We start from the raw sequence: 16,898 nt of genomic DNA, 5'->3' as shown, positions 1-16,898 counted from the left end.
GTATGAATTCTCAATAAAACACTATTTTCAGCGAACACTTGTACACAATAAATATTATTTTCAGCGAACACCTGTACGCAAATTACTATTTTGAGCGCACATCTGTAAGCAGTAATTATTAATTCAGTTGAATTAATAGCAAATAAATGCGTCATGTTAAAAAAGAACAATAAAATAATCATAGAGGAAAAATAAGTATATTTCTTGAACTATTTTCTAATAAATGTTTTTTTTTGTTCTATTTGCTGACACTTTATTGTTATCGAGTTTAATTCTCAATTCAGAGAAGATAATGTGCTGCTTTTAGGCGCTAACCTTAGTGAAAATTCGATAAGGTTGGTGTATCTGTGATGTGCAGGTTGTGGTCTGTCTTCCTTCTCTTGCTGCCTTTGGGGGTAGCGTTGCCTGCCCCCAAAGACGAGATCGTTTTCGCACTCGATAGCTATGTGAAAAAGTCAGTGAAAAAAGGGATTCCAGGTGCATCACTGGCTGTCATTATCAATGGCAATATTCGCCTGCTGCGTGGCTACGGGGTGACTAAAGCCGGTGGCAATAAGCGGATAGACTCAGCTACAGTTTTTCCGCTGGCATCGATATCGAAAACATTTGCATCGGCAGCAACATCGATATTGGTTTCCAAGGGGCTAATTGAGTGGGATACCCATGTCATACCTTATCTCGACAATATTGAGTTCAGTGATCCTGACCTGGGTAAGAGCGTCACATTAAGGCATTTGCTGTCGCATACTACCGGGTTGGTGCCTCAGGCCTACTCCGATATGCTGGAAGACAACGTGCGCTATACCCGCATACTCCGGGCGTTAAAGCGAGTTAAGTTCGTGTGCGATCCCGGAAAGTGCTATGGCTACCAAAACGTGGTGTATAACCTCAGCGCCGACATGCTTGCCCAGGCCGCGGGGATGGATTTTCCCACCTTGGTCAAAGAGCAGGTCTTTATTCCGCTGAAAATGAACCATGCGTCTTACGGGTTGGATGAGTTCGAGCAGAGTTCAAATCGCGTTGTTCCGCATGTCAAAGTCAAGTCTGGTTGTGCAGCCGTGAAACCCGCGCCTTATTACTACAAGGTGCCGGCTGCGGCAGGGGTTAATGCCAGCGCACAGGATCTGGCTAAGTGGATGCTGGCCCAGTTTGGCCATAACCCGTCGGTACTGCGCTCTTCGGCCCTGGAGGTGATGCATAAGCCTCACATACGGGCTAATCAATACCGTTATCGTGCCAAGCTGAGTAATGTTTATTACGGGCTGGGCTGGCGGACTTTTGATTACAAGGGGATCACAGGCTTTGTTCACCACGGCGGGTGGGTGAAAGGGATACGAACTGAAATGGTATTTAATCGCCACACCCAAACCGGCATGGTCTTTCTGACCAACTGCGAAACCAAAGTTGCCAGAGAGATTGTGCTGGAGTTTCTCGACCTTTATAAAGAGTATCTGGAGTGAATACGGGATCAGGCGTTATGTGTTTTTTTGCTTCCAGTCATTGATGGCGGTAATATTTACCCCTGAGGTAGATTGTGTGTTTCTATCTCGTCAACGATTCTTATCAGAGGAAAGATATCATGGGCAAGAAAAAGAAGTTACAGCTGGTGGATAATATCCAGCTAGCTGAGCAGAATGAGCAACAGACCGAGCTAGGTCGCGGTACGATTCAGGACAACGCCCTGAAGGCGGCTGTGACAAGCAAATTATTTCGTACCCGTGTCGTGAAGGCGAAAAAAGGGAAGGGTAGCTTTCAGCGTAAGGGTAAGCACGGAGGGCGAGAGTCCTATTCAATAGCAGCATAGTTGCTGTTATCGCATAGGGTTCTTTCCCCTGTACTATAATTATTCATTTTAGCCGTCTCAGATGCGCTAACCGTATGGATTGCAGGTAGTTAATCACAATGATAGACTCCTCAGCCAACTTGCTTCGTATAATCCCAATGATATGGTTTGGGAGTTTCTACCAAGAGCCTTAAACTCTTGATTATGAAGTCTGTAACTTTATGTACCATTTGAATAAAGGTAGAGACTCATGAACAACTTCGACCTGCCCAAGATAGATCTTCACTGCCACCTAGACGGTAGTGTTCGCCCGCAAACGATTATTGAACTGGCTCACCAGCAAAACCTGCCTCTTCCAAGTGAGGATATCAGTGAAATCAAAACACTGATGGTTGCCCCTGAAACATGCCAGAACCTTGATGAGTATCTGATGCGTTTTGAACTGCCACTTTCTGTGATGCAAACAGAAGAAGGGCTTGAGCGTATTTCGTTTGAAGTGTTTGAAGATGCTGCCAAAGAGAACGTCAAGTATTTGGAAGTTCGCTTTGGTCCTATGCTTCACCTGCAAAACGGCCTGACCTTTGACCAGATCATCGGCAGCGTTGTTAAAGGCATGAAGAGAGCAGAAGAGCAGTACGATATTCATGGCAATTATATTTTGTCGATTCTGCGTACCATGCCGAAGGATCGTATTAACGAAGTCATTGACGCCGGTGCCAAGTACCTAAATAACGGTGTTGTCGCTTTTGATTTGGCGGGTAGTGAAGTATCTGGCTTCTGTCATGAGTTCATTCCATATGCTCAGTATGCCATCGAGAAAGGATACCGAGTGACTATCCACGCTGGTGAGCAGGGCGATGGCCAGAATGTTCATGATGCGGTATCGCTATTGGGCGCTGAACGTGTTGGCCACGGTATTCATATCAAAGGCCATCCGGAAGCTTATGAGCTGGTCAAGAGTGAGTCTGTGGCGCTGGAAACATGTCCTAGCAGTAACATCCAGACTAAGGCCGTTGATAACCTCAGTAGCCACCCGATCAAGGCTTTCCACAAAGACGGTGTACTAATCACTATCAACACCGATAACCGTACTGTGTCTAATACGACGATGACTGATGAAGTGCGCAAGGTCGTGGAAGAGTTCGATCTAAGTCGTGAAGATTACTTTGCTATTTACAAGGTCAGTGTTGAGCACTCCTTTGCGGCAGATGCAGTGAAGCAGCATCTGATGCAGTACGCAGACTAACGTTTAGCTTATTCGAAAAGGGCCAGACATGATGTCTGGCCCTTCTTGTTTCTATAGCTGGTTTGAAATTAGAGAGCAAGCATCCGCGCAGTACGAGCAGGTACTGAGAGCGTGTGATAGCGTGAGCTGATGGTTTCGCTATGGTTGCTCAGCTTGTCTTTGTATGGCAGGTACCAGTTGAACTCGAACTGATTGGTATCAATGGTGTAGGAGCGTTCTTCGCCACACTTGTTGATAGCGACAAGCCCTTGTTTCTCTCGTTTGAATAGCAGCAGGCACTGATCGCTGTACAGCACTTCCATTGTTTTGCCTTGCAGCTGATTATGGAAGCTGATCATGGCGGTCATATCACTGCGGTTCCAGACATCTTTCCACCGGCCGTTGTCTTTGTCTTCGTTGGCAGACAGTGCATCACTATAAATGAGTGGTGTGCCACCGTCTTTACCCAGAATATACGCATAGGCAAGCTTCTCATCAGTTGGATCCATGATTTGATAGCGGAAACCGTCATTAGTCGGAATATCGTGGGTAATCGTAAAGGTAACGGCTCGATCATTGGATAGTGCCTGACCATAGGCCTGCGGATCATGGAGAGCAGTCATACTACCGTTGAAAGAAAATGCTGAGCGGATTGAGGCAAAGAGAGGGAAATCGTAGGCACTGTGGTTGGTGTCGTTCAAATAAGGTTCCAGGAACGAATGGTAATCGTTGCTGCCCTTGCCACCGCTGGTGATCACTTCGCCAAAGACATGCATGCCAGAGGTGATCTCAGGGGTAAAGATCTGAGTGATCTGGTAGTTGCTCATGTGCTTAACGGCATCCACACGGAAACCGGATATCCCCATATCTTTAAGCGCCTGAAGATAGAGTCGTTGCTGCCCGACAACCCAGTTGTTTGGATCAAGATCCGGTAAACCTGTATCACCGTTGCCACCGCACAGACGCCAGTATTGCACGTGTCCCGGGTTGCTCCAGTCGGTGATACATCCGGCCGGGTGGAAGTCGTTGGCAGAGAACTGACCAAGGCTGAGATCACCAAACAATTTCTGTCGATTCACGTAGTCTGCGTTTTGGTTATATTGGGTAAGCAGTTCGCTGCCAGGGTAATTCAGATCGCTGCGTTTCCAGCTCTCGTTAGCCATGTGGTTGAGAACAACATCGGCATAGACACCGACACCTTCTGCTTTTAGTGCGGCAATCAGTGCCTGCAAGTCCTCTTTGTTACCAACAGGTGAATCAATTAGGCGAATGTCCTGAGGCTGGTAACGTGCCCACCATTGATCACCGGTCGATTTTAACGGTGGGGAGATGAGTACTGTCTTGTAGCCGGCTTGTGCGATTTCTTTTGCCTGACTGGTGATGTCACTGTATTTCCAGTTAAAGGCATGAAGAATGGTATCGGCATGTGCCTGGGAAGCAAACATGCCAGCGCCTAGCAGTGCGCTAGCGCTCAACAGGCTCGCTTTAGTTAGCTTGTTAATCCCCGAAGCTTTTTTGGAGCTAGTGGTTGCTAATGTAGAGTTGAATTTCGTCATTGTTGTGCTCTGCTTTGTTATTGGAATAGTTTGGAGGTTATTTATTAATCTGGCGAATGATTAGCGCTTTTTTATAAAGGTGAGAGCAATATCCCGAACGGTAGTGATGAAGTTATCAATAGTGTGAGTAGATGAACGTTATGTAGGGCTAAATATTTAGGTTAGTTATGCTGCAGGAGTGTCAGTATAGCATTGCTATTGGATGAATATATTGAGCTGGCTCTATAATGTTGAAATAGCACAAATAATTTGGATGAAGTAATATCTGAGATTATTCGGAAATTGTTTTTGGTTGGTTGATATGTCCCGAAGTCAACGCTTATTCGATTTGCTTCAATTGTTGCGCTGTCATAAATATCCAGACCTCTACAGACTTGGTGTTTGGCTTAACTTTTGTCGCTGTTGATCCTGACGGGCATCGCATTCGGGTATTTACGCCTGAAGAGTAAGTGTTATCGCCGTTAGCCGCTACTCCATTATTTCAACGTTCTCTCTTTGAAGGATATCCTCAAGCTGGTGGATACGTGTATTGACATTTTTGCTTCCATTGAAGTGGAACTGCTTATCGACTTTCTTTAGCCTCTTTGATGTTTCTATATAGATAACGATAGCAATTACTAGGGGAGAACCTGGAACATAAGGGTAATAGCTTATGCTCGGTGTATCCCCTGGTAAATAGGTATCATTGTCGGAATTGAAGCTATGAAGCACTATTGTCGAAGAAATTATATGACTCAGATAATCGGAGTCGTAGTTATCCAGCGTAGCGGTTGTTAATACAACATTCAGTAATTTATGGCTTTGCTTTTCTACGGTCAAAAGATGTTTATCTGCACTTATAATCGAGATCATCACATCACAATAACTGGCTTCAGTTGCTTGTTGGAGGTTGGTCATAAGCCGTTTTTCTTTGCTGTTTCGTCCGTCTTTTTCTGAGTAAAGAATGTGGAAGTGGTGTTCGCAAAATTCTTTAATTGCTTTATTGTAAATCGCCTTGTGTAGCGAACGAGCCCTAAAACTTGAATGCTGAAACTTTATTCCCATGACTAAGAAAGGAATAGGGATAATAAAAAAAGCAATTAGTACAAGATAAATCATATTAACCTACTATTCGTGAAAAATTAGCTGCTTGCCATGTGTTCATTCCAGAGTGGTGATTACTAGTCAAGAAAACTCTTTAACCGCTCTTTCTTTATGGATTTAACTTTCACTATCTTTCATCACCTTTCGAGATGTTTCAATTTAAAATTGTACGTTTGACTTGGAGTGAGTGACTTGATGTTAATTTTGTGCGCCAAATCACGCTTTGTTGCTCGACTTTTATAGCAATTAGTAGAGCTTAGTCGCTAGAGGCGTTTAATTTTTTTGGGTTGAGGTTCAATGTATATGAGCTTTTGTAATGCCATTCTGAAAGCGGTCAAGAGAGGGCTGGATGAAGGCAATCATGACTTGACCTTATCCACCTAGATAATGACAACTTCGATCCTGAACGCTCCCTGCACCTTTTTGACGAGTAAGTTCTCGACTACAAACAGCGAATTGAAAGAGCAGATCATATTGTATTTATCTTCACTATTTGGTGGGAGCTTATGCCTGCTTTGACAAAAGGGTTTATCGATAAACTTATCTTTCCGGGGATTGCTTATGACTACAACAGCAAAGGAGCTCGCATGTATTGCAAGTTGGATTAATTAAAAGGTGTAACCATAATCATCGACGATGAATACGTACTCGTGTTGGGGGTTATCAGTCAGGTTAGCCTGTGTATTTTTCTAGGCGTTAGTCTATACCTTTACTGAGCATTAATTCCTTATACGATACGCTGCAGGGACTATAAGGCGATCCCTAGCAAGGAGATGACTATGAACCTAACCGTTACCAAGTACGAGCGAGTATGGATTGAAGGGCTCAATAGAGGAGATGTTTCGGTTGCAGATGAGGCTTTTGCGCCGGATTGCGTCATTCACATTGCCGGGGCACCGGAGCCTAACATCTCGGTTTCAGCATTCAAAGAGTTGGTAGCGGGTCTTTTGACCGCTTTTCCTGACTTACAGATTACAGTCGAAGATCAAATTATCGCGGGTGATAAGGTGGCGACAAGGTGGTCGGCTGAAGGGACGAATACGGGGCCTCTGGGTGATAGCCCTGCAACAGGCAAACGGGCAAAGTTTGGAGGCTTGATATTGGATCGAGTGGTAGGGGAGCAAGTTGTTGAACGTTGGGAGCAGTGGGATCAAATGGGTATGCTGCAACAAATTAGTGTTATCCAATAAGAATAATAATCTATATACGCCTACCAGTTGATAGTAGAGTGGTTGCGTATTGCTGTTAAGCTGTTAACTTATATTCTTCTTTATAAATCAGCCTCGAATAAGATGCACAATTAGGGCGTGTTGACCTTTCGAACAAAATTCAACCACGAAAGGTCAACACGGCCTATTGTAATCCGCTCGCAGCTAGATATTTTCCACGGCACAGGAGGTAACAGTGCAAGAAGAATACATGGGGTATTATGCGAATTTTGACGAAGAGCAACGTCTCGTCTGTCAAAATATCACCCGGATTGAATTTGATACCACGATCAACCAGCTGGAAAGATTTACGCAGCCTGCAAAGAAGATCACAGAGTTCGGAGCAGCAACTGGCCGCTATTCCATATATTACGCACAGAAAGGGCTGGAGGTTACTGCTGTAGAGCTAGTACCAGAGCTGGTTTCGCAATTAGAGCAAAACGCGGCTGAGCAAGGTGTCGAGCTGAATATTCATGAGGCAAATGCGACGGATGTGCATTTTATTCCGGATAACTCTCAGGATATCGTGCTTATTCTAGGTCCTCTGTACCATATTCAAAATGAAGATGAGCGACAGACTGTTATTAAAGAAGCTTATCGAATACTCAAACCGAATGGTATCGTGGCCGTTGCTTATATCAGTCGCTTCTTTGTTGCTGGATTGCTGGCAAAAATGTCGCATGCTCTGGTAACACCACAAGTTTTGGGTGAATTACATGAAACAGGATTGGTGACGACAAAAGATGTTGACCCGTTCTTTAGAACGGGGTACTTCGCCACGCCCGATGAGGTTGAAGGTTTAGTTCAATCGGAAGGGCTCGACGTTGAAAAGCATGTGGCGACAGATGGCTTTGGCCGATACATTGGGGCGGAAATTAATGCGCTGTCTGAGCAAGAGTATCAAGCCTGGTTGCAGTATCACCTGATGGTATGTTCCAAACCATCATTGCTTGGCTCGAGTAATCATGGGCTGGTTATTGCTCGTAAACCAGAATAATAACTCTGATATGTTTTATATATTTTCCAAATGGACGCATGTGGAATGAATAACCTTTTTACTTATGTCGCTGCGATAAAAGGTGAAGCGGTAGGGCTGGAGTTAATCAGTCGGGAGTCAGTTGATAACTCTTATGAAGATCAGAGTATTACCGTAGATTGCAAAGAGTCGTTATTTCACTTTTCAAATGGCGTAACAATTAAGTACTGCACTGAATCCGAGGAATTTGAGGCGAATGAGCTGATATGCCCGGAGTGCTGGATTTCTTATGAAGTGATTTCAGAGTCATCAAGTACACAGATACGTCCCAAGAGAAAGACCTTTACCAACCGGTGTCAAGAGAGCTTCTGGTTTAAGCTTCACAAGCAGTCGGCTTTTGGGGAATACAAGCAATAGCTATTACGAAATAGCCCATGTGAATTAATTTGAATGCTCACGGCAAATTAGATCACTTTCCGTCGAGGAAAGAGGGACTTGCAGTAATGCGCATCTGTGAGGAGCACCATCGGCTACGTTTTTTCTGAAATACTTACAGCTATTGCATACGCCAAATGGTGCTCCAGCGCGTTGTTCTAATGCGCTGGTGAGAACTAGTTCCAAAGTACCTGATAGGGCGTTCAACTGAGAATTACTTAGTTGTTCAATAGCGCCAAGCAATGCTTTGAGAGGGTCATTATTGAGTATGCCTTCGCCTTTCTCGGTCAACAGTAAAAAAACCGAACGCCGATCACCTACATCTTTTTTCTTGTAAATTAAACCTTTACGCTCAAGCGCATTCAGGGTTTGAGAAACTGTCCCTTTAGTTATACCTAAGTATGCGGTTAGGGATGAAGGGGTTTTCGAAAACCTATTTGCCTGAGACAGAAAACGTAAAGCTTCCCACTGGGCGGGCTTGAGTTCGCTCAGTCCGGCATCATTATTAATGACCCGACTTAAGCGTTCAAGTAAGGCTAGGACATGTTCAGAATGGCTGTTCATGACTTGATAGTATCGACTAAAAACATTCCTTGCAAGAAAAAGAAATCGGATATAGTTTTATATATAGTATTTAGTCGACACTAAGTGCCTATAGATATCTTGTGAGGAGCATATGATGAAATATGTACTGATTTGGTTGTATACAACAGCATTTGTTTTTTCAGTAGAGGCATTAGCTGCAAAAGAGATCCCGGGTTATGCCTATGGAGACAAGCAATTAGCAAAAGCTCCATATACATTGAAAGATTTAGAGGCTCTAAAAGCTACAGTGCTTTTTACTGAAGACGATGCCAAGTGGTTACGAACAAGCCGTAAAGTGCTAGAGCCTCATGCAGAAGAGATTTTGGATACATGGTACGGCTTTGTCGGCTCAACGCCTCATCTGCTGCATTACTTTTCAAATGACAAAGAGAAAGTCGATTAAAACTACCTTGCTCGGGTTCGTGCCCGCTTTATTCAGTGGATCTATGATACGGCCGATGCTAATTATGATCAGAGTTGGCTAGATTATCAGTATGAAATAGGCATTCGCCATCATCGTTTGGGCAAAAATAAAACGGACAAAGCGAAGGCTGTAGGACACATACCATTTCGATATGTAGTTGCCTTAACATATCCGGTAACAGCGACATTACAGCCCTTCTTGGAACGTTCGACCTATTCTCCTGAAGAGGTGAATGCAATGCATCAAGCGTGGATAAAGTCAGTGCTTATGCAGACGATTTTATGGAGCTATCCATATACAAAACAAGGGGATTTCTAGTCGCTTCGATTATCCCTGTATTTGTTGTGCAGTGCCCATTGAATCAATAAGTTACATTAAACTCGGAGCACACGGAGTATCGCTGGTTCACGCTAGCGATATTGTTGGATAATAACGTTTAAGTCAGTTGCCACAACTTGCTTTTTCGTGCGGTTCGTTTTTAGGAAACACTGAAGAGACCAAAACTAAAAATACGCTGATTTATCCTAAACAGTGGCTCTGCTAACTCAGGTCTTTCATGGCTACAGTGTTTGTCTCAGTAATTCACGCTAAGAGAGAACACGTCATGGACTATGGGCATGATCCAATTAAACGTTTATTTTTCAATTTATATTGGCCGACACTAACCGGAATGTTGACTATGGCGGCTTACCAAGTCGCTGATGGCATTATCGTGGGTTATGGCGTTGGTACGATGGCGCTAGCAGGGATAAGCATGAGCTTTCCTGTCTTGATGGTGGCGGTATCACTGGCCATGCTGATCGGCGTAGGAAGCAGCATGGTTGTTGCCATCAAGCTAGGGGAAGAACAAGTTGCAGAAGCTAGTCGTGTTTTTCACTACAGTTGCAGCTTTTCTGTATTGATATCAGCGATACTTGCTGGTGTATTGCTAGTTTTTATCGATACTTGGGTCAACTTGCTTGGCGCCAATGCGGACATCGAGCCTTTTTTAAAAGAATACCTTATCTACTTCGCGCTATTTCTGCCTACGCTGTTTCTACGATTTAGTTTCAGTTTATTATTAAATAATGATGGCTCGCCCAATGTTTCTCGGAATGCCAATATTATCTCCAGCGTTTTGAACGTTGTGCTCGACCTTGTATTCGTCCTGGGTTTTGACTGGGGACTAAAAGGAGCCGCAATTGCAACGGGTATCTCCCAAACTGTCGCTGTTGTCTTCATGGGATATCATTTCTATCTTGGGAGAAACCATCTTTCATTAAGACAATATGCCGTTAGAGTTGTTGAACCTGAGCAACGTCGAATTCTTGAGTTAGGCTTTCCTATCTTTATCTCGGAGTTATCGGGGGCATTGGCTTTTGGATTGCTTAACAAAGCGGTGATTGATCAAGGTGGAAGTGAAGCAGGTGCTGCGTTGGCGACAATTAGTTTCACGCTGTTCTTTGTGATGAAATTTCTTGTTGGGGTCGCTTTTTCAGTACAACCCCTGTTTGGTTTTAATCACGGGGCCAATAATCCACAACGTATTGAAGAGTTGTTGCGTTTTTCTCTCAAGTTTGTCGTTGTGATAGGGATGTTGGCCTATGTCCTTATTTTCTTGTTTGCAGAACAGATAGTTTTGCTATTTAACGTTGTCACTCCCGAAGAAGTTGCGCTGGCGACTCAGGCATTGCACTGGTTTTATCTCGGTACCGCTTTTATGGGGGCAAACCTGGTCTTTGGTGCCTACTTTCAGTCGTTAGAAAGAACCAGGATTGCAACTTGCGTAGCCACCATGCGTGGCGTGGTGCTCGTGGCTTCGTTCCTTATAGTGTTGCCCAAAATCCTGGGTATGACGGGAGTGTGGCTGGCCATACCGTTGGCTGAGATCGCCGCTTTTTTAGTGACACTTACTTTTGTTTTTCTGAGAAAAAACGTGCGGTCAGTTTCAATGACATCGAGCATTAACCATTCTCAGGCTCGTTATTAACCCTGGTGGCTTGTTGCTTTCGCCATTGGGCTGGCGTGTGTCCGGTCGTCTTTTTGAATTGTCGGATAAAGTGCGTAATATCTTTCCAGTCTAGCTCGGTAGCAACTTCTTGTACCGATAGGGTGGTGTGGGACAATCGGTAGGAGGCTTGTTTTATTCTTGCCTGACAGATCCATTCGCCGACCGTGGAGCCTGTTTCTTTTTTTACAGTAGCAGCGACATGTGCGGGAACGCGGTGGACAGCGGCTGCTACCTCTTTGAGGGAAATCGCTTGATGGCTGTGCTGGTGAATGTATCTCAATGCTTCCGAGGTCAATTTACTGACTGGGCTTTGGTTGTCAATCGAGCCCATTTTTCGGTAGATGTCACCAAAGAGTATGGAGAGGTAGGAGCGTATCAAAGGTGTTGACTCTGTACCTGATTGCTGACTTTCAGTACTTAATGCTTCAAGAAGCTGGGTCAGGAAAGGAAGTCGCTCTGTATCCAGGGCTACAATAGGCAGAGAGCCATTGATAACCTGCCGGTAAGGTTGCATTAACAGGCTGTCTTCATCAATTCCCAGGCATCCGACACAAAAAGAGATTAAGTACATAGCGGCGTGTTTGGCTTTTAGAGGATGATGCGGCATGCCGGGAGGGATGATGACAATGGCAGGTGCAACGATCTCGATCTTTGAGCCGTACACCATCTCAATCGTTCCTGCGGTAAGCAAGGCCAATCGGTGCTCTTGGTGGTGGGTGGTGTGGCCATCTTCAGCGAAGGAAAGGTCGACAAAGCGATCGATGTTTATCCTGTGGTCATGTTTCATCAGCATGCCTTTTTATTGAGGATCTAAATATTTGCCGATTTTAACCCAAATTACCACCTATGACACCGACGGTTAATTGGCTACGATAAGTGTGTTGTTCAGCTGGCCGACAAGCAATATATTGAGAAGAGCATTGATCGTCTGCCTGATAACGGGGAAAACCAGAAGGAGTCATTACATTGAACAAGAAGAAATGGGAAATATGTCAGGCCAAGCTTTCTGATGCCGATAGTCTGGCTCGTTGCATGTACGATGCTTACAGCCAATTCAAAGAGAAGTTAGGGGGCCAGGATCTTCCCCCGATGCTGGTTGACTATGAAGAAGAGATCCGCTCATACCCTGTGTGGGTAGCATGTGCTGGCGAGCACTTGGTTGGCGGCCTTATTCTGGTATTCAGTGAAACTTACACGACAATAGCCAATGTGGCCGTCCATCCTGACTTTCAGGGACATGGGTTAGGCAGGGGCTTGATTGAGTTTGCCCAGAAACAGGCAGAGCTGCGTGGACATAACGAAATACGCTTGGTAACTCATTCAGGGATGAGTGAAAATATTACCTTATACTCGCATCTTGGCTGGAAGGAATATGAACGCAGTGAGAATAAGGTGTTCATGACAAAACTATTGTGAGCAAACCACCAATGAATAAACCGATTTTGTATATTTTTTCAGGGCTGCCAGCTTCTGGCAAAACAACCTTGGCGCGACTTCTATCGCAGCAATTAAGAGCTTTTTACCTTCGAATCGATACGGTTGAGCAGGGATTAAGAGATCTGTGTGATTATAAGGTGGAAGGTGAGGGATACAGGCTGAGCTACCGGGTAGCCAAGGATAACTTGGAGCTGGGGCATTGTGTCATTGCTGATTCATGTAATCCTATTTCGCTAACACGAGCAGAGTGGCAAGAAGTCGCCACGTCAGCCAATGCTGAATATATAAACATAGAAGTGTATTGCTCGGATGAAAATGAACATAAGCACCGGGTAGAGAACCGAGAGTGCAGCATCGAAACCCTGCAGCTTCCAAGTTGGCAGCAGGTACAGAATAGGCACTATGAGCCGTGGCAGGATAGAGTGATTCGCATCGATACTTTTGGTAAAACACCATCAGAGTCATTGCAGAAGCTCGTCGAAATATTGACGGGAAATACATCATTTGCAATCTCTTGACAAAATTATAGAAACGAAAAGGTAGAATTATCTTTATTTTCAATATGAGTTAAAGAGTGATTATGAAGGTTAATCGCTTTCCATTTGTCACCGTAATTATATCTCTACTTACATTATGTTATTCCTTAGCGGTAAATCATGAAATAAGCGGTTCACTGTTTGGAGCGATTAAAATAGTCCAGCTAGAGCCGTATGGTGGCGTTACTTTTGGTCATCTTTGGAATTTGGAGCTTTGGCGCATATTTGTGGCTCCATTGATTCATGTAAAGCAGCTTCATATGTTGTTTAATGTACTGTCCTTTGCAGTGCTAGGTTGTATTCTTGAAAAGTATATTGCTTCTGCTCGTTTTTTCGTTCTCTGGTTTATATCCGGAACCGTTGGCACTTTGATAAGTACGCTTACCGTTGAACCGCCTTGGAACCTTGGAACAGGTGCCTCGCAGGCCATTTTCGGTGTGGCAGCATTGGGGGTGTTGCTTTTGTGGCGAGAAATTAACACATCACTTTCTCTCAAGTTCGCCCTTGTTATTGCCATGGTTCCTGCCTTGTTGTTAGATCTTATCTATGCTCATCATCCTAAGTTAGGGCATGTCACAGGTTTTCTAATGGGCTGGGCGATAAGCCTCTATTATCTGAAGGCGTACAAGCACAAAGTGATATGAAGATAATAAGAATAATCTCATATACGTTTACAAACTTCCCCAACCATTACTGCTAACTCATTTGTCATCAACGAGCGAATATGTTCGAACTAGAAATGTTGCTAACTTTCTGAATAATAGTTAGTTTGCTTGTGAATAAACTAGGGGTGGATATGAATATTAAGGACTTTTCCGAGGTGACTTCGTTGTCGCCTCATACACTCAGATATTATGAAAAAATAGGTTTACTACTGAATATTCAAAGAAACCCTAGTGGACACCGGGTCTACACTTCAAGGGATCTGGAATGGGCTCAGTTTATCGTCAGGCTCAAAGATACAGGAATGCCACTGGACAACATCTTGGAATATGCACAGTTAAGGAACTTAGCCGAACGACAGACATTACTGGAAGCGCATAGATGCAATTTAAGACGCCGAATTGATGATGAACTTCTACACTTGAAAGCCTTAGATAAAAAGATTGATTATTATAAGAACCAAAAATCACCTTGACTTAGAGTTCACTCTAACTTGTAACCTCGCTTCATTCATCAGTAATAGGAGTGAGAAAATGAACAAGACAAGATACGAAATTGGTTTTGAAAAGCTCAGCGAAATTGATGGTAAGGCAGGGCATAGCGTTATCGAAAGCTTGCAGGACGTTTGCCCTGATTTAGCTCGATTCACTATTGAGTATCCATTCGGTGATATATATTTCGCGAACAGGCTTGGATTTAAAATCAAGAGAGATTGCAACCGTTGCGGCGCTTACTGCTCTGGGTAACTGTCAGCCTCAACTGAAGGTACACATTAATGCAGCTTTAAATGTTGGTTGTACTGAGGATGAAATTAAAGAGGTTGTATTGCAGATGTCAGTCTATGCTGGTTTTCCGGCAGCCCTTAACGGTATGTTTGCGGTTAAAGAAGTGCTGATGGAGCGGAATATGGATTTGGCTTGATCTTATAATCTTCTTCGCTGCATTGAAAAGGCGCTAATCGAGATTAAGCGCCTTTTTCATTCGCCGATACATCGTTAGGCAATACTTGATTGGTACCAACGTTTTACTGGTTGTGGAATGCCAAATACACGTAGGTTACCGGTTAATACTAACAGAACGCCCAGTGCCGATAGGCATGTCCACTCGTAGCCTTCAAACAGGGTAGATAACGAGAGTGCCACCAGCGGAAAGAGAACAGTACAATACGCAGCTTTTGCAGCACCGATCCTACCGACGAGAGCAAGGTAAGTATTGAATCCTATCACCGATCCTACAATGGCAAGGTAAACTAAGGCTGAAAGATACATTGGCGTCATGGTTACGCCAAGTGGCAGGCCCATAACCAGAGCAATAACAACTAGGTAGATCGCGCCATAGCCCATTGACCATGCCGTGGTCGGCAAGAGTGGCATTCCTTTTCTCTGAGCATGGGCAGATACCATATTACCCATAGAGAAGAAATAGGTACCCAACAGGCTGAGCATTAATCCTAGTAGTATGGTCCAATCCATCTCTGCATTCATAAATTGGGAGGCGAAAAGCAGCACAACGCCAGTAAACCCTATCAGTGCCCCTTGTATAAAAGTGGCTGACGGACGGCGCTTTTCAATAATCCAAAGATTAAGCGCATTCAAGATCGGCGCTAGTGAGAAGACAACAGCATTGAGTCCACTAGGGAGATATTGCGTCGCTGCATAAAAACAAAGAAAGTTGTTGGAGAAAAGGCACAAAGCCAGTAAAGCGGCTAATTTGTGGTTTTCAGCAGAAAGACGAGGTGTTTTTTTTTGAAAAGCTAATATGGCAAATAGTGCGATAGCGGCAAGACCAAACCGCCAGGCAACAGACACGACAACGGGTGTATCGCCCAGTTGATAGGCAATAGCGAGCCATGTCGAACCCCAAATAAATACGGTGGCTGAGTATAAGATACCATTCATTATGTTGTTACTCCTTCGCCCAGAATGCTGAGGGCATTTAATTCATACCATTAACGTTATTTCGTTTGCACGAAGGAGGCGTTCATATCTTTGCTGTTTTTACAGATTCTTGCGCATTTTATTTCATCAGGTGTTCATGATTTTCAAAAATCAGTATATTGATGGAAGTCGGGACAGGAGAGTGAGATGGATAAAGGGATGACTTCGGGGGCTAAGAGACAGCGCGTTTATAACGTGCTGTCCAACAATACCGCGTTACTTCATAAGGATTTATGGCTAGATAGTGGCATGGGTACGGCTGTCTGGAGTAATAGCCATGGTAGTGCCAGTTATGACAAACCAGGTCACCATACTTTAAGCTTTTATCTCGAAGGCGGCCAAAATACCCAGCGCGTCATGCGTTCAGGTAATCTATCCGGTGGTGCGGGCAAGCTTTGTCTGATGCCCCAAGACCATCGCTCAGACTGGACTTTCTCTGCGCCGTTTAACTTTTTCCACTTCTATTTCGAGCAGGCTCATCTGCAAAATTTTGCTGAGCAAGTCTTTGATAAAGAAGGTCGTCATGTCGAACTATCAGAACGTACCTTTGTTGACGATCCATTCGTCAATCAGTTGATCCGAGAAACCATAGTAAAACTGAACTGGGAAAGTTCGACCGATAAGTTGATGGTTTCCCACACTCAGCAAATTCTATTGCTTCACCTTCTTCGTCAGTACTGTCATAACTCGCCGAGACAGGCATTAAGTACGGGTGGGTTGTCATCTGTGAATCAGCGGCGGGTGATTGATTTTATTGAGGCCAACTTATCGAGTCAATTCACCTTGAGAGATTTGGCAGCACTAGCGCATTTAAGTGATTTTCACTTTGCGCGGATGTTTAAAACAAGTTTTGGTTGCACGCCGCACCAATATGTTCTTTCCCGACGGGTTGACTTAGCAAAGCAACTTCTCTCTAGCCCTACAAAATCGTTGGTCGATGTGGCACTATTATGCGGTTTTTCCTCTCAGCAACACCTTTCTCAGCAGTTCAAGAAACGAGTCGGGATTACACCTGCAGCATTTCGCCGCGAACATCAGTAGTAAGATTGGTTGTGATGTA

17 protein-coding genes, 3 pseudogenes and 1 riboswitch are annotated in these 16,898 nt (G+C 44.3%); of the genes and pseudogenes, 15 read left to right on the top strand and 5 right to left on the bottom strand.

Annotated features, from left to right (window positions below):
- Positions 1-350 precede the first annotated feature (350 nt).
- From BIT28_RS17460 to add, 3 genes and pseudogenes are all read left to right on the top strand, one after another.
- Entirely contained in the window at positions 351-1,460 is a 1,110-nt protein-coding gene (locus BIT28_RS17460; RefSeq protein WP_075766050.1) for a serine hydrolase domain-containing protein, read from the top strand.
- Positions 1,461-1,579: 119 nt separating this feature from the next.
- A pseudogene (locus BIT28_RS17455) lies at positions 1,580-1,792 on the top strand (alternative ribosome-rescue factor A); the annotation flags it as partial.
- 116 nt (positions 1,793-1,908) lie between these two features.
- Positions 1,909-2,008, top strand: a riboswitch (purine riboswitch).
- 25 nt (positions 2,009-2,033) lie between these two features.
- Positions 2,034-3,029, top strand: coding sequence for an adenosine deaminase (gene add, locus BIT28_RS17450; protein WP_075766046.1), 996 nt, complete (start codon positions 2,034-2,036; stop codon positions 3,027-3,029).
- Between the two features lie 68 nt (positions 3,030-3,097).
- On the opposite strand, the gene BIT28_RS17445 is transcribed toward add, so the two are convergent.
- Entirely contained in the window at positions 3,098-4,453 is a 1,356-nt protein-coding gene (locus BIT28_RS17445) for an alpha-amylase family protein (protein WP_075766044.1), read from the bottom strand.
- A 579-nt stretch (positions 4,454-5,032) separates the two neighbouring features.
- Complete coding sequence (locus BIT28_RS17440; protein ID WP_075766042.1) at positions 5,033-5,662, bottom strand: hypothetical protein; 630 nt, start codon at positions 5,660-5,662, stop codon at positions 5,033-5,035.
- Between the two features lie 440 nt (positions 5,663-6,102).
- Here BIT28_RS17440 and BIT28_RS30400 point away from each other — a divergent pair, with 440 nt between their 5' ends.
- From BIT28_RS30400 to BIT28_RS17420, 4 genes are all read left to right on the top strand, one after another.
- Positions 6,103-6,255 carry an NAD(P)H-dependent oxidoreductase gene (locus tag BIT28_RS30400; protein WP_089153689.1) on the top strand — a complete coding sequence of 51 codons (153 nt, stop codon included), beginning with the start codon at positions 6,103-6,105 and terminating at the stop codon, positions 6,253-6,255.
- Positions 6,256-6,426: 171 nt separating this feature from the next.
- Positions 6,427-6,837, top strand: coding sequence for an ester cyclase (locus BIT28_RS17430; RefSeq protein WP_075766040.1), 411 nt, complete (start codon positions 6,427-6,429; stop codon positions 6,835-6,837).
- Between the two features lie 214 nt (positions 6,838-7,051).
- Positions 7,052-7,852, top strand: coding sequence for a class I SAM-dependent methyltransferase (locus BIT28_RS17425; RefSeq protein WP_075766038.1), 801 nt, complete (start codon positions 7,052-7,054; stop codon positions 7,850-7,852).
- 45 nt (positions 7,853-7,897) lie between these two features.
- Positions 7,898-8,248 carry a hypothetical protein gene (locus BIT28_RS17420; protein ID WP_075766036.1) on the top strand — a complete coding sequence of 117 codons (351 nt, stop codon included), beginning with the start codon at positions 7,898-7,900 and terminating at the stop codon, positions 8,246-8,248.
- Between the two features lie 24 nt (positions 8,249-8,272).
- On the opposite strand, the gene BIT28_RS17415 is transcribed toward BIT28_RS17420, so the two are convergent.
- A complete protein-coding gene (locus BIT28_RS17415) occupies positions 8,273-8,830 on the bottom strand; it encodes a MarR family winged helix-turn-helix transcriptional regulator (RefSeq protein ID WP_075766034.1) in 558 nt (185 codons plus the stop codon).
- A gap of 112 nt (positions 8,831-8,942) precedes the next feature.
- Between BIT28_RS17415 and BIT28_RS17410 the strand changes: the two are divergent.
- Together BIT28_RS17410 and BIT28_RS17405 are read left to right on the top strand one after the other, a co-directional pair.
- Positions 8,943-9,593, top strand: a pseudogene (locus tag BIT28_RS17410) (protoglobin domain-containing protein).
- A gap of 238 nt (positions 9,594-9,831) precedes the next feature.
- Complete coding sequence (locus tag BIT28_RS17405; protein ID WP_083651924.1) at positions 9,832-11,244, top strand: MATE family efflux transporter; 1,413 nt, start codon at positions 9,832-9,834, stop codon at positions 11,242-11,244.
- On the opposite strand, the gene BIT28_RS17400 is transcribed toward BIT28_RS17405, so the two are convergent.
- Positions 11,219-12,052, bottom strand: a complete 834-nt coding sequence (locus BIT28_RS17400; RefSeq protein WP_075766030.1) for a helix-turn-helix domain-containing protein — start codon at positions 12,050-12,052, stop codon at positions 11,219-11,221. The two genes, BIT28_RS17405 and BIT28_RS17400, sit on opposite strands and share 26 nt — an antisense overlap.
- 179 nt (positions 12,053-12,231) lie before the next feature.
- On the opposite strand from BIT28_RS17400, the gene BIT28_RS17395 reads away from it, so the two are divergent.
- The 5 genes and pseudogenes from BIT28_RS17395 to BIT28_RS17375 all read left to right on the top strand — a co-directional run bounded on the left by BIT28_RS17395 (position 12,232) and on the right by BIT28_RS17375 (position 14,822).
- A complete protein-coding gene (locus tag BIT28_RS17395) occupies positions 12,232-12,681 on the top strand; it encodes a GNAT family N-acetyltransferase (protein WP_083651921.1) in 450 nt (149 codons plus the stop codon).
- Positions 12,682-12,692: 11 nt separating this feature from the next.
- The gene (locus tag BIT28_RS17390) at positions 12,693-13,220 is read left to right on the top strand and encodes a P-loop nucleotide/nucleoside kinase family protein (RefSeq protein ID WP_075766028.1); all 528 of its coding nucleotides are present in this window, start codon (positions 12,693-12,695) and stop codon (positions 13,218-13,220) included.
- A gap of 62 nt (positions 13,221-13,282) precedes the next feature.
- Positions 13,283-13,882, top strand: a complete 600-nt coding sequence (locus tag BIT28_RS17385) for a rhomboid family intramembrane serine protease (protein ID WP_075766026.1) — start codon at positions 13,283-13,285, stop codon at positions 13,880-13,882.
- Between the two features lie 152 nt (positions 13,883-14,034).
- Positions 14,035-14,376, top strand: a complete 342-nt coding sequence (locus tag BIT28_RS17380; protein WP_075766024.1) for a MerR family transcriptional regulator — start codon at positions 14,035-14,037, stop codon at positions 14,374-14,376.
- Between the two features lie 58 nt (positions 14,377-14,434).
- Positions 14,435-14,822 (top strand): annotated as a pseudogene (locus tag BIT28_RS17375) (carboxymuconolactone decarboxylase family protein).
- Positions 14,823-14,896: 74 nt separating this feature from the next.
- On the opposite strand, the gene BIT28_RS17370 reads toward BIT28_RS17375, so the two are convergent.
- On the bottom strand, positions 14,897-15,799 hold the full coding sequence (locus BIT28_RS17370; protein ID WP_075766022.1) for a DMT family transporter: 903 nt from the start codon (positions 15,797-15,799) through the stop codon (positions 14,897-14,899).
- A 186-nt stretch (positions 15,800-15,985) separates the two neighbouring features.
- On the opposite strand from BIT28_RS17370, the gene BIT28_RS17365 reads away from it, so the two are divergent.
- On the top strand, positions 15,986-16,879 hold the full coding sequence (locus tag BIT28_RS17365) for an AraC family transcriptional regulator (RefSeq protein WP_075766020.1): 894 nt from the start codon (positions 15,986-15,988) through the stop codon (positions 16,877-16,879).
- Positions 16,880-16,898: the final 19 nt, after the last annotated feature.

Origin of the sequence: Photobacterium proteolyticum (assembly GCF_001939735.1) — a bacterium.
Classification (GTDB): Bacteria; Pseudomonadota; Gammaproteobacteria; order Enterobacterales; family Vibrionaceae; genus Photobacterium; species Photobacterium proteolyticum.
This window is presented reverse-complemented; position numbering and strand designations above follow the sequence as displayed.

Coding starts and splice junctions, on each gene's coding strand:
- BIT28_RS17460 (WP_075766050.1), top strand. CDS start 351: ATGTGCAGGTTGTGGTCTGTCTTCCTTCTCTTGCTGCCTTTGGGGGTA.
- add (WP_075766046.1), top strand. CDS start 2,034: ATGAACAACTTCGACCTGCCCAAGATAGATCTTCACTGCCACCTAGAC.
- BIT28_RS17445 (WP_075766044.1), bottom strand. CDS start 4,453: ATGTTTGCTTCCCAGGCACATGCCGATACCATTCTTCATGCCTTTAAC.
- BIT28_RS17440 (WP_075766042.1), bottom strand. CDS start 5,662: ATGATTTATCTTGTACTAATTGCTTTTTTTATTATCCCTATTCCTTTC.
- BIT28_RS17430 (WP_075766040.1), top strand. CDS start 6,427: ATGAACCTAACCGTTACCAAGTACGAGCGAGTATGGATTGAAGGGCTC.
- BIT28_RS17420 (WP_075766036.1), top strand. CDS start 7,898: ATGAATAACCTTTTTACTTATGTCGCTGCGATAAAAGGTGAAGCGGTA.
- BIT28_RS17415 (WP_075766034.1), bottom strand. CDS start 8,830: ATGAACAGCCATTCTGAACATGTCCTAGCCTTACTTGAACGCTTAAGT.
- BIT28_RS17405 (WP_083651924.1), top strand. CDS start 9,832: ATGGCTACAGTGTTTGTCTCAGTAATTCACGCTAAGAGAGAACACGTC.
- BIT28_RS17400 (WP_075766030.1), bottom strand. CDS start 12,052: ATGAAACATGACCACAGGATAAACATCGATCGCTTTGTCGACCTTTCC.
- BIT28_RS17390 (WP_075766028.1), top strand. CDS start 12,693: ATGAATAAACCGATTTTGTATATTTTTTCAGGGCTGCCAGCTTCTGGC.
- BIT28_RS17385 (WP_075766026.1), top strand. CDS start 13,283: ATGAAGGTTAATCGCTTTCCATTTGTCACCGTAATTATATCTCTACTT.
- BIT28_RS17380 (WP_075766024.1), top strand. CDS start 14,035: ATGAATATTAAGGACTTTTCCGAGGTGACTTCGTTGTCGCCTCATACA.
- BIT28_RS17370 (WP_075766022.1), bottom strand. CDS start 15,799: ATGAATGGTATCTTATACTCAGCCACCGTATTTATTTGGGGTTCGACA.
- BIT28_RS17365 (WP_075766020.1), top strand. CDS start 15,986: ATGGATAAAGGGATGACTTCGGGGGCTAAGAGACAGCGCGTTTATAAC.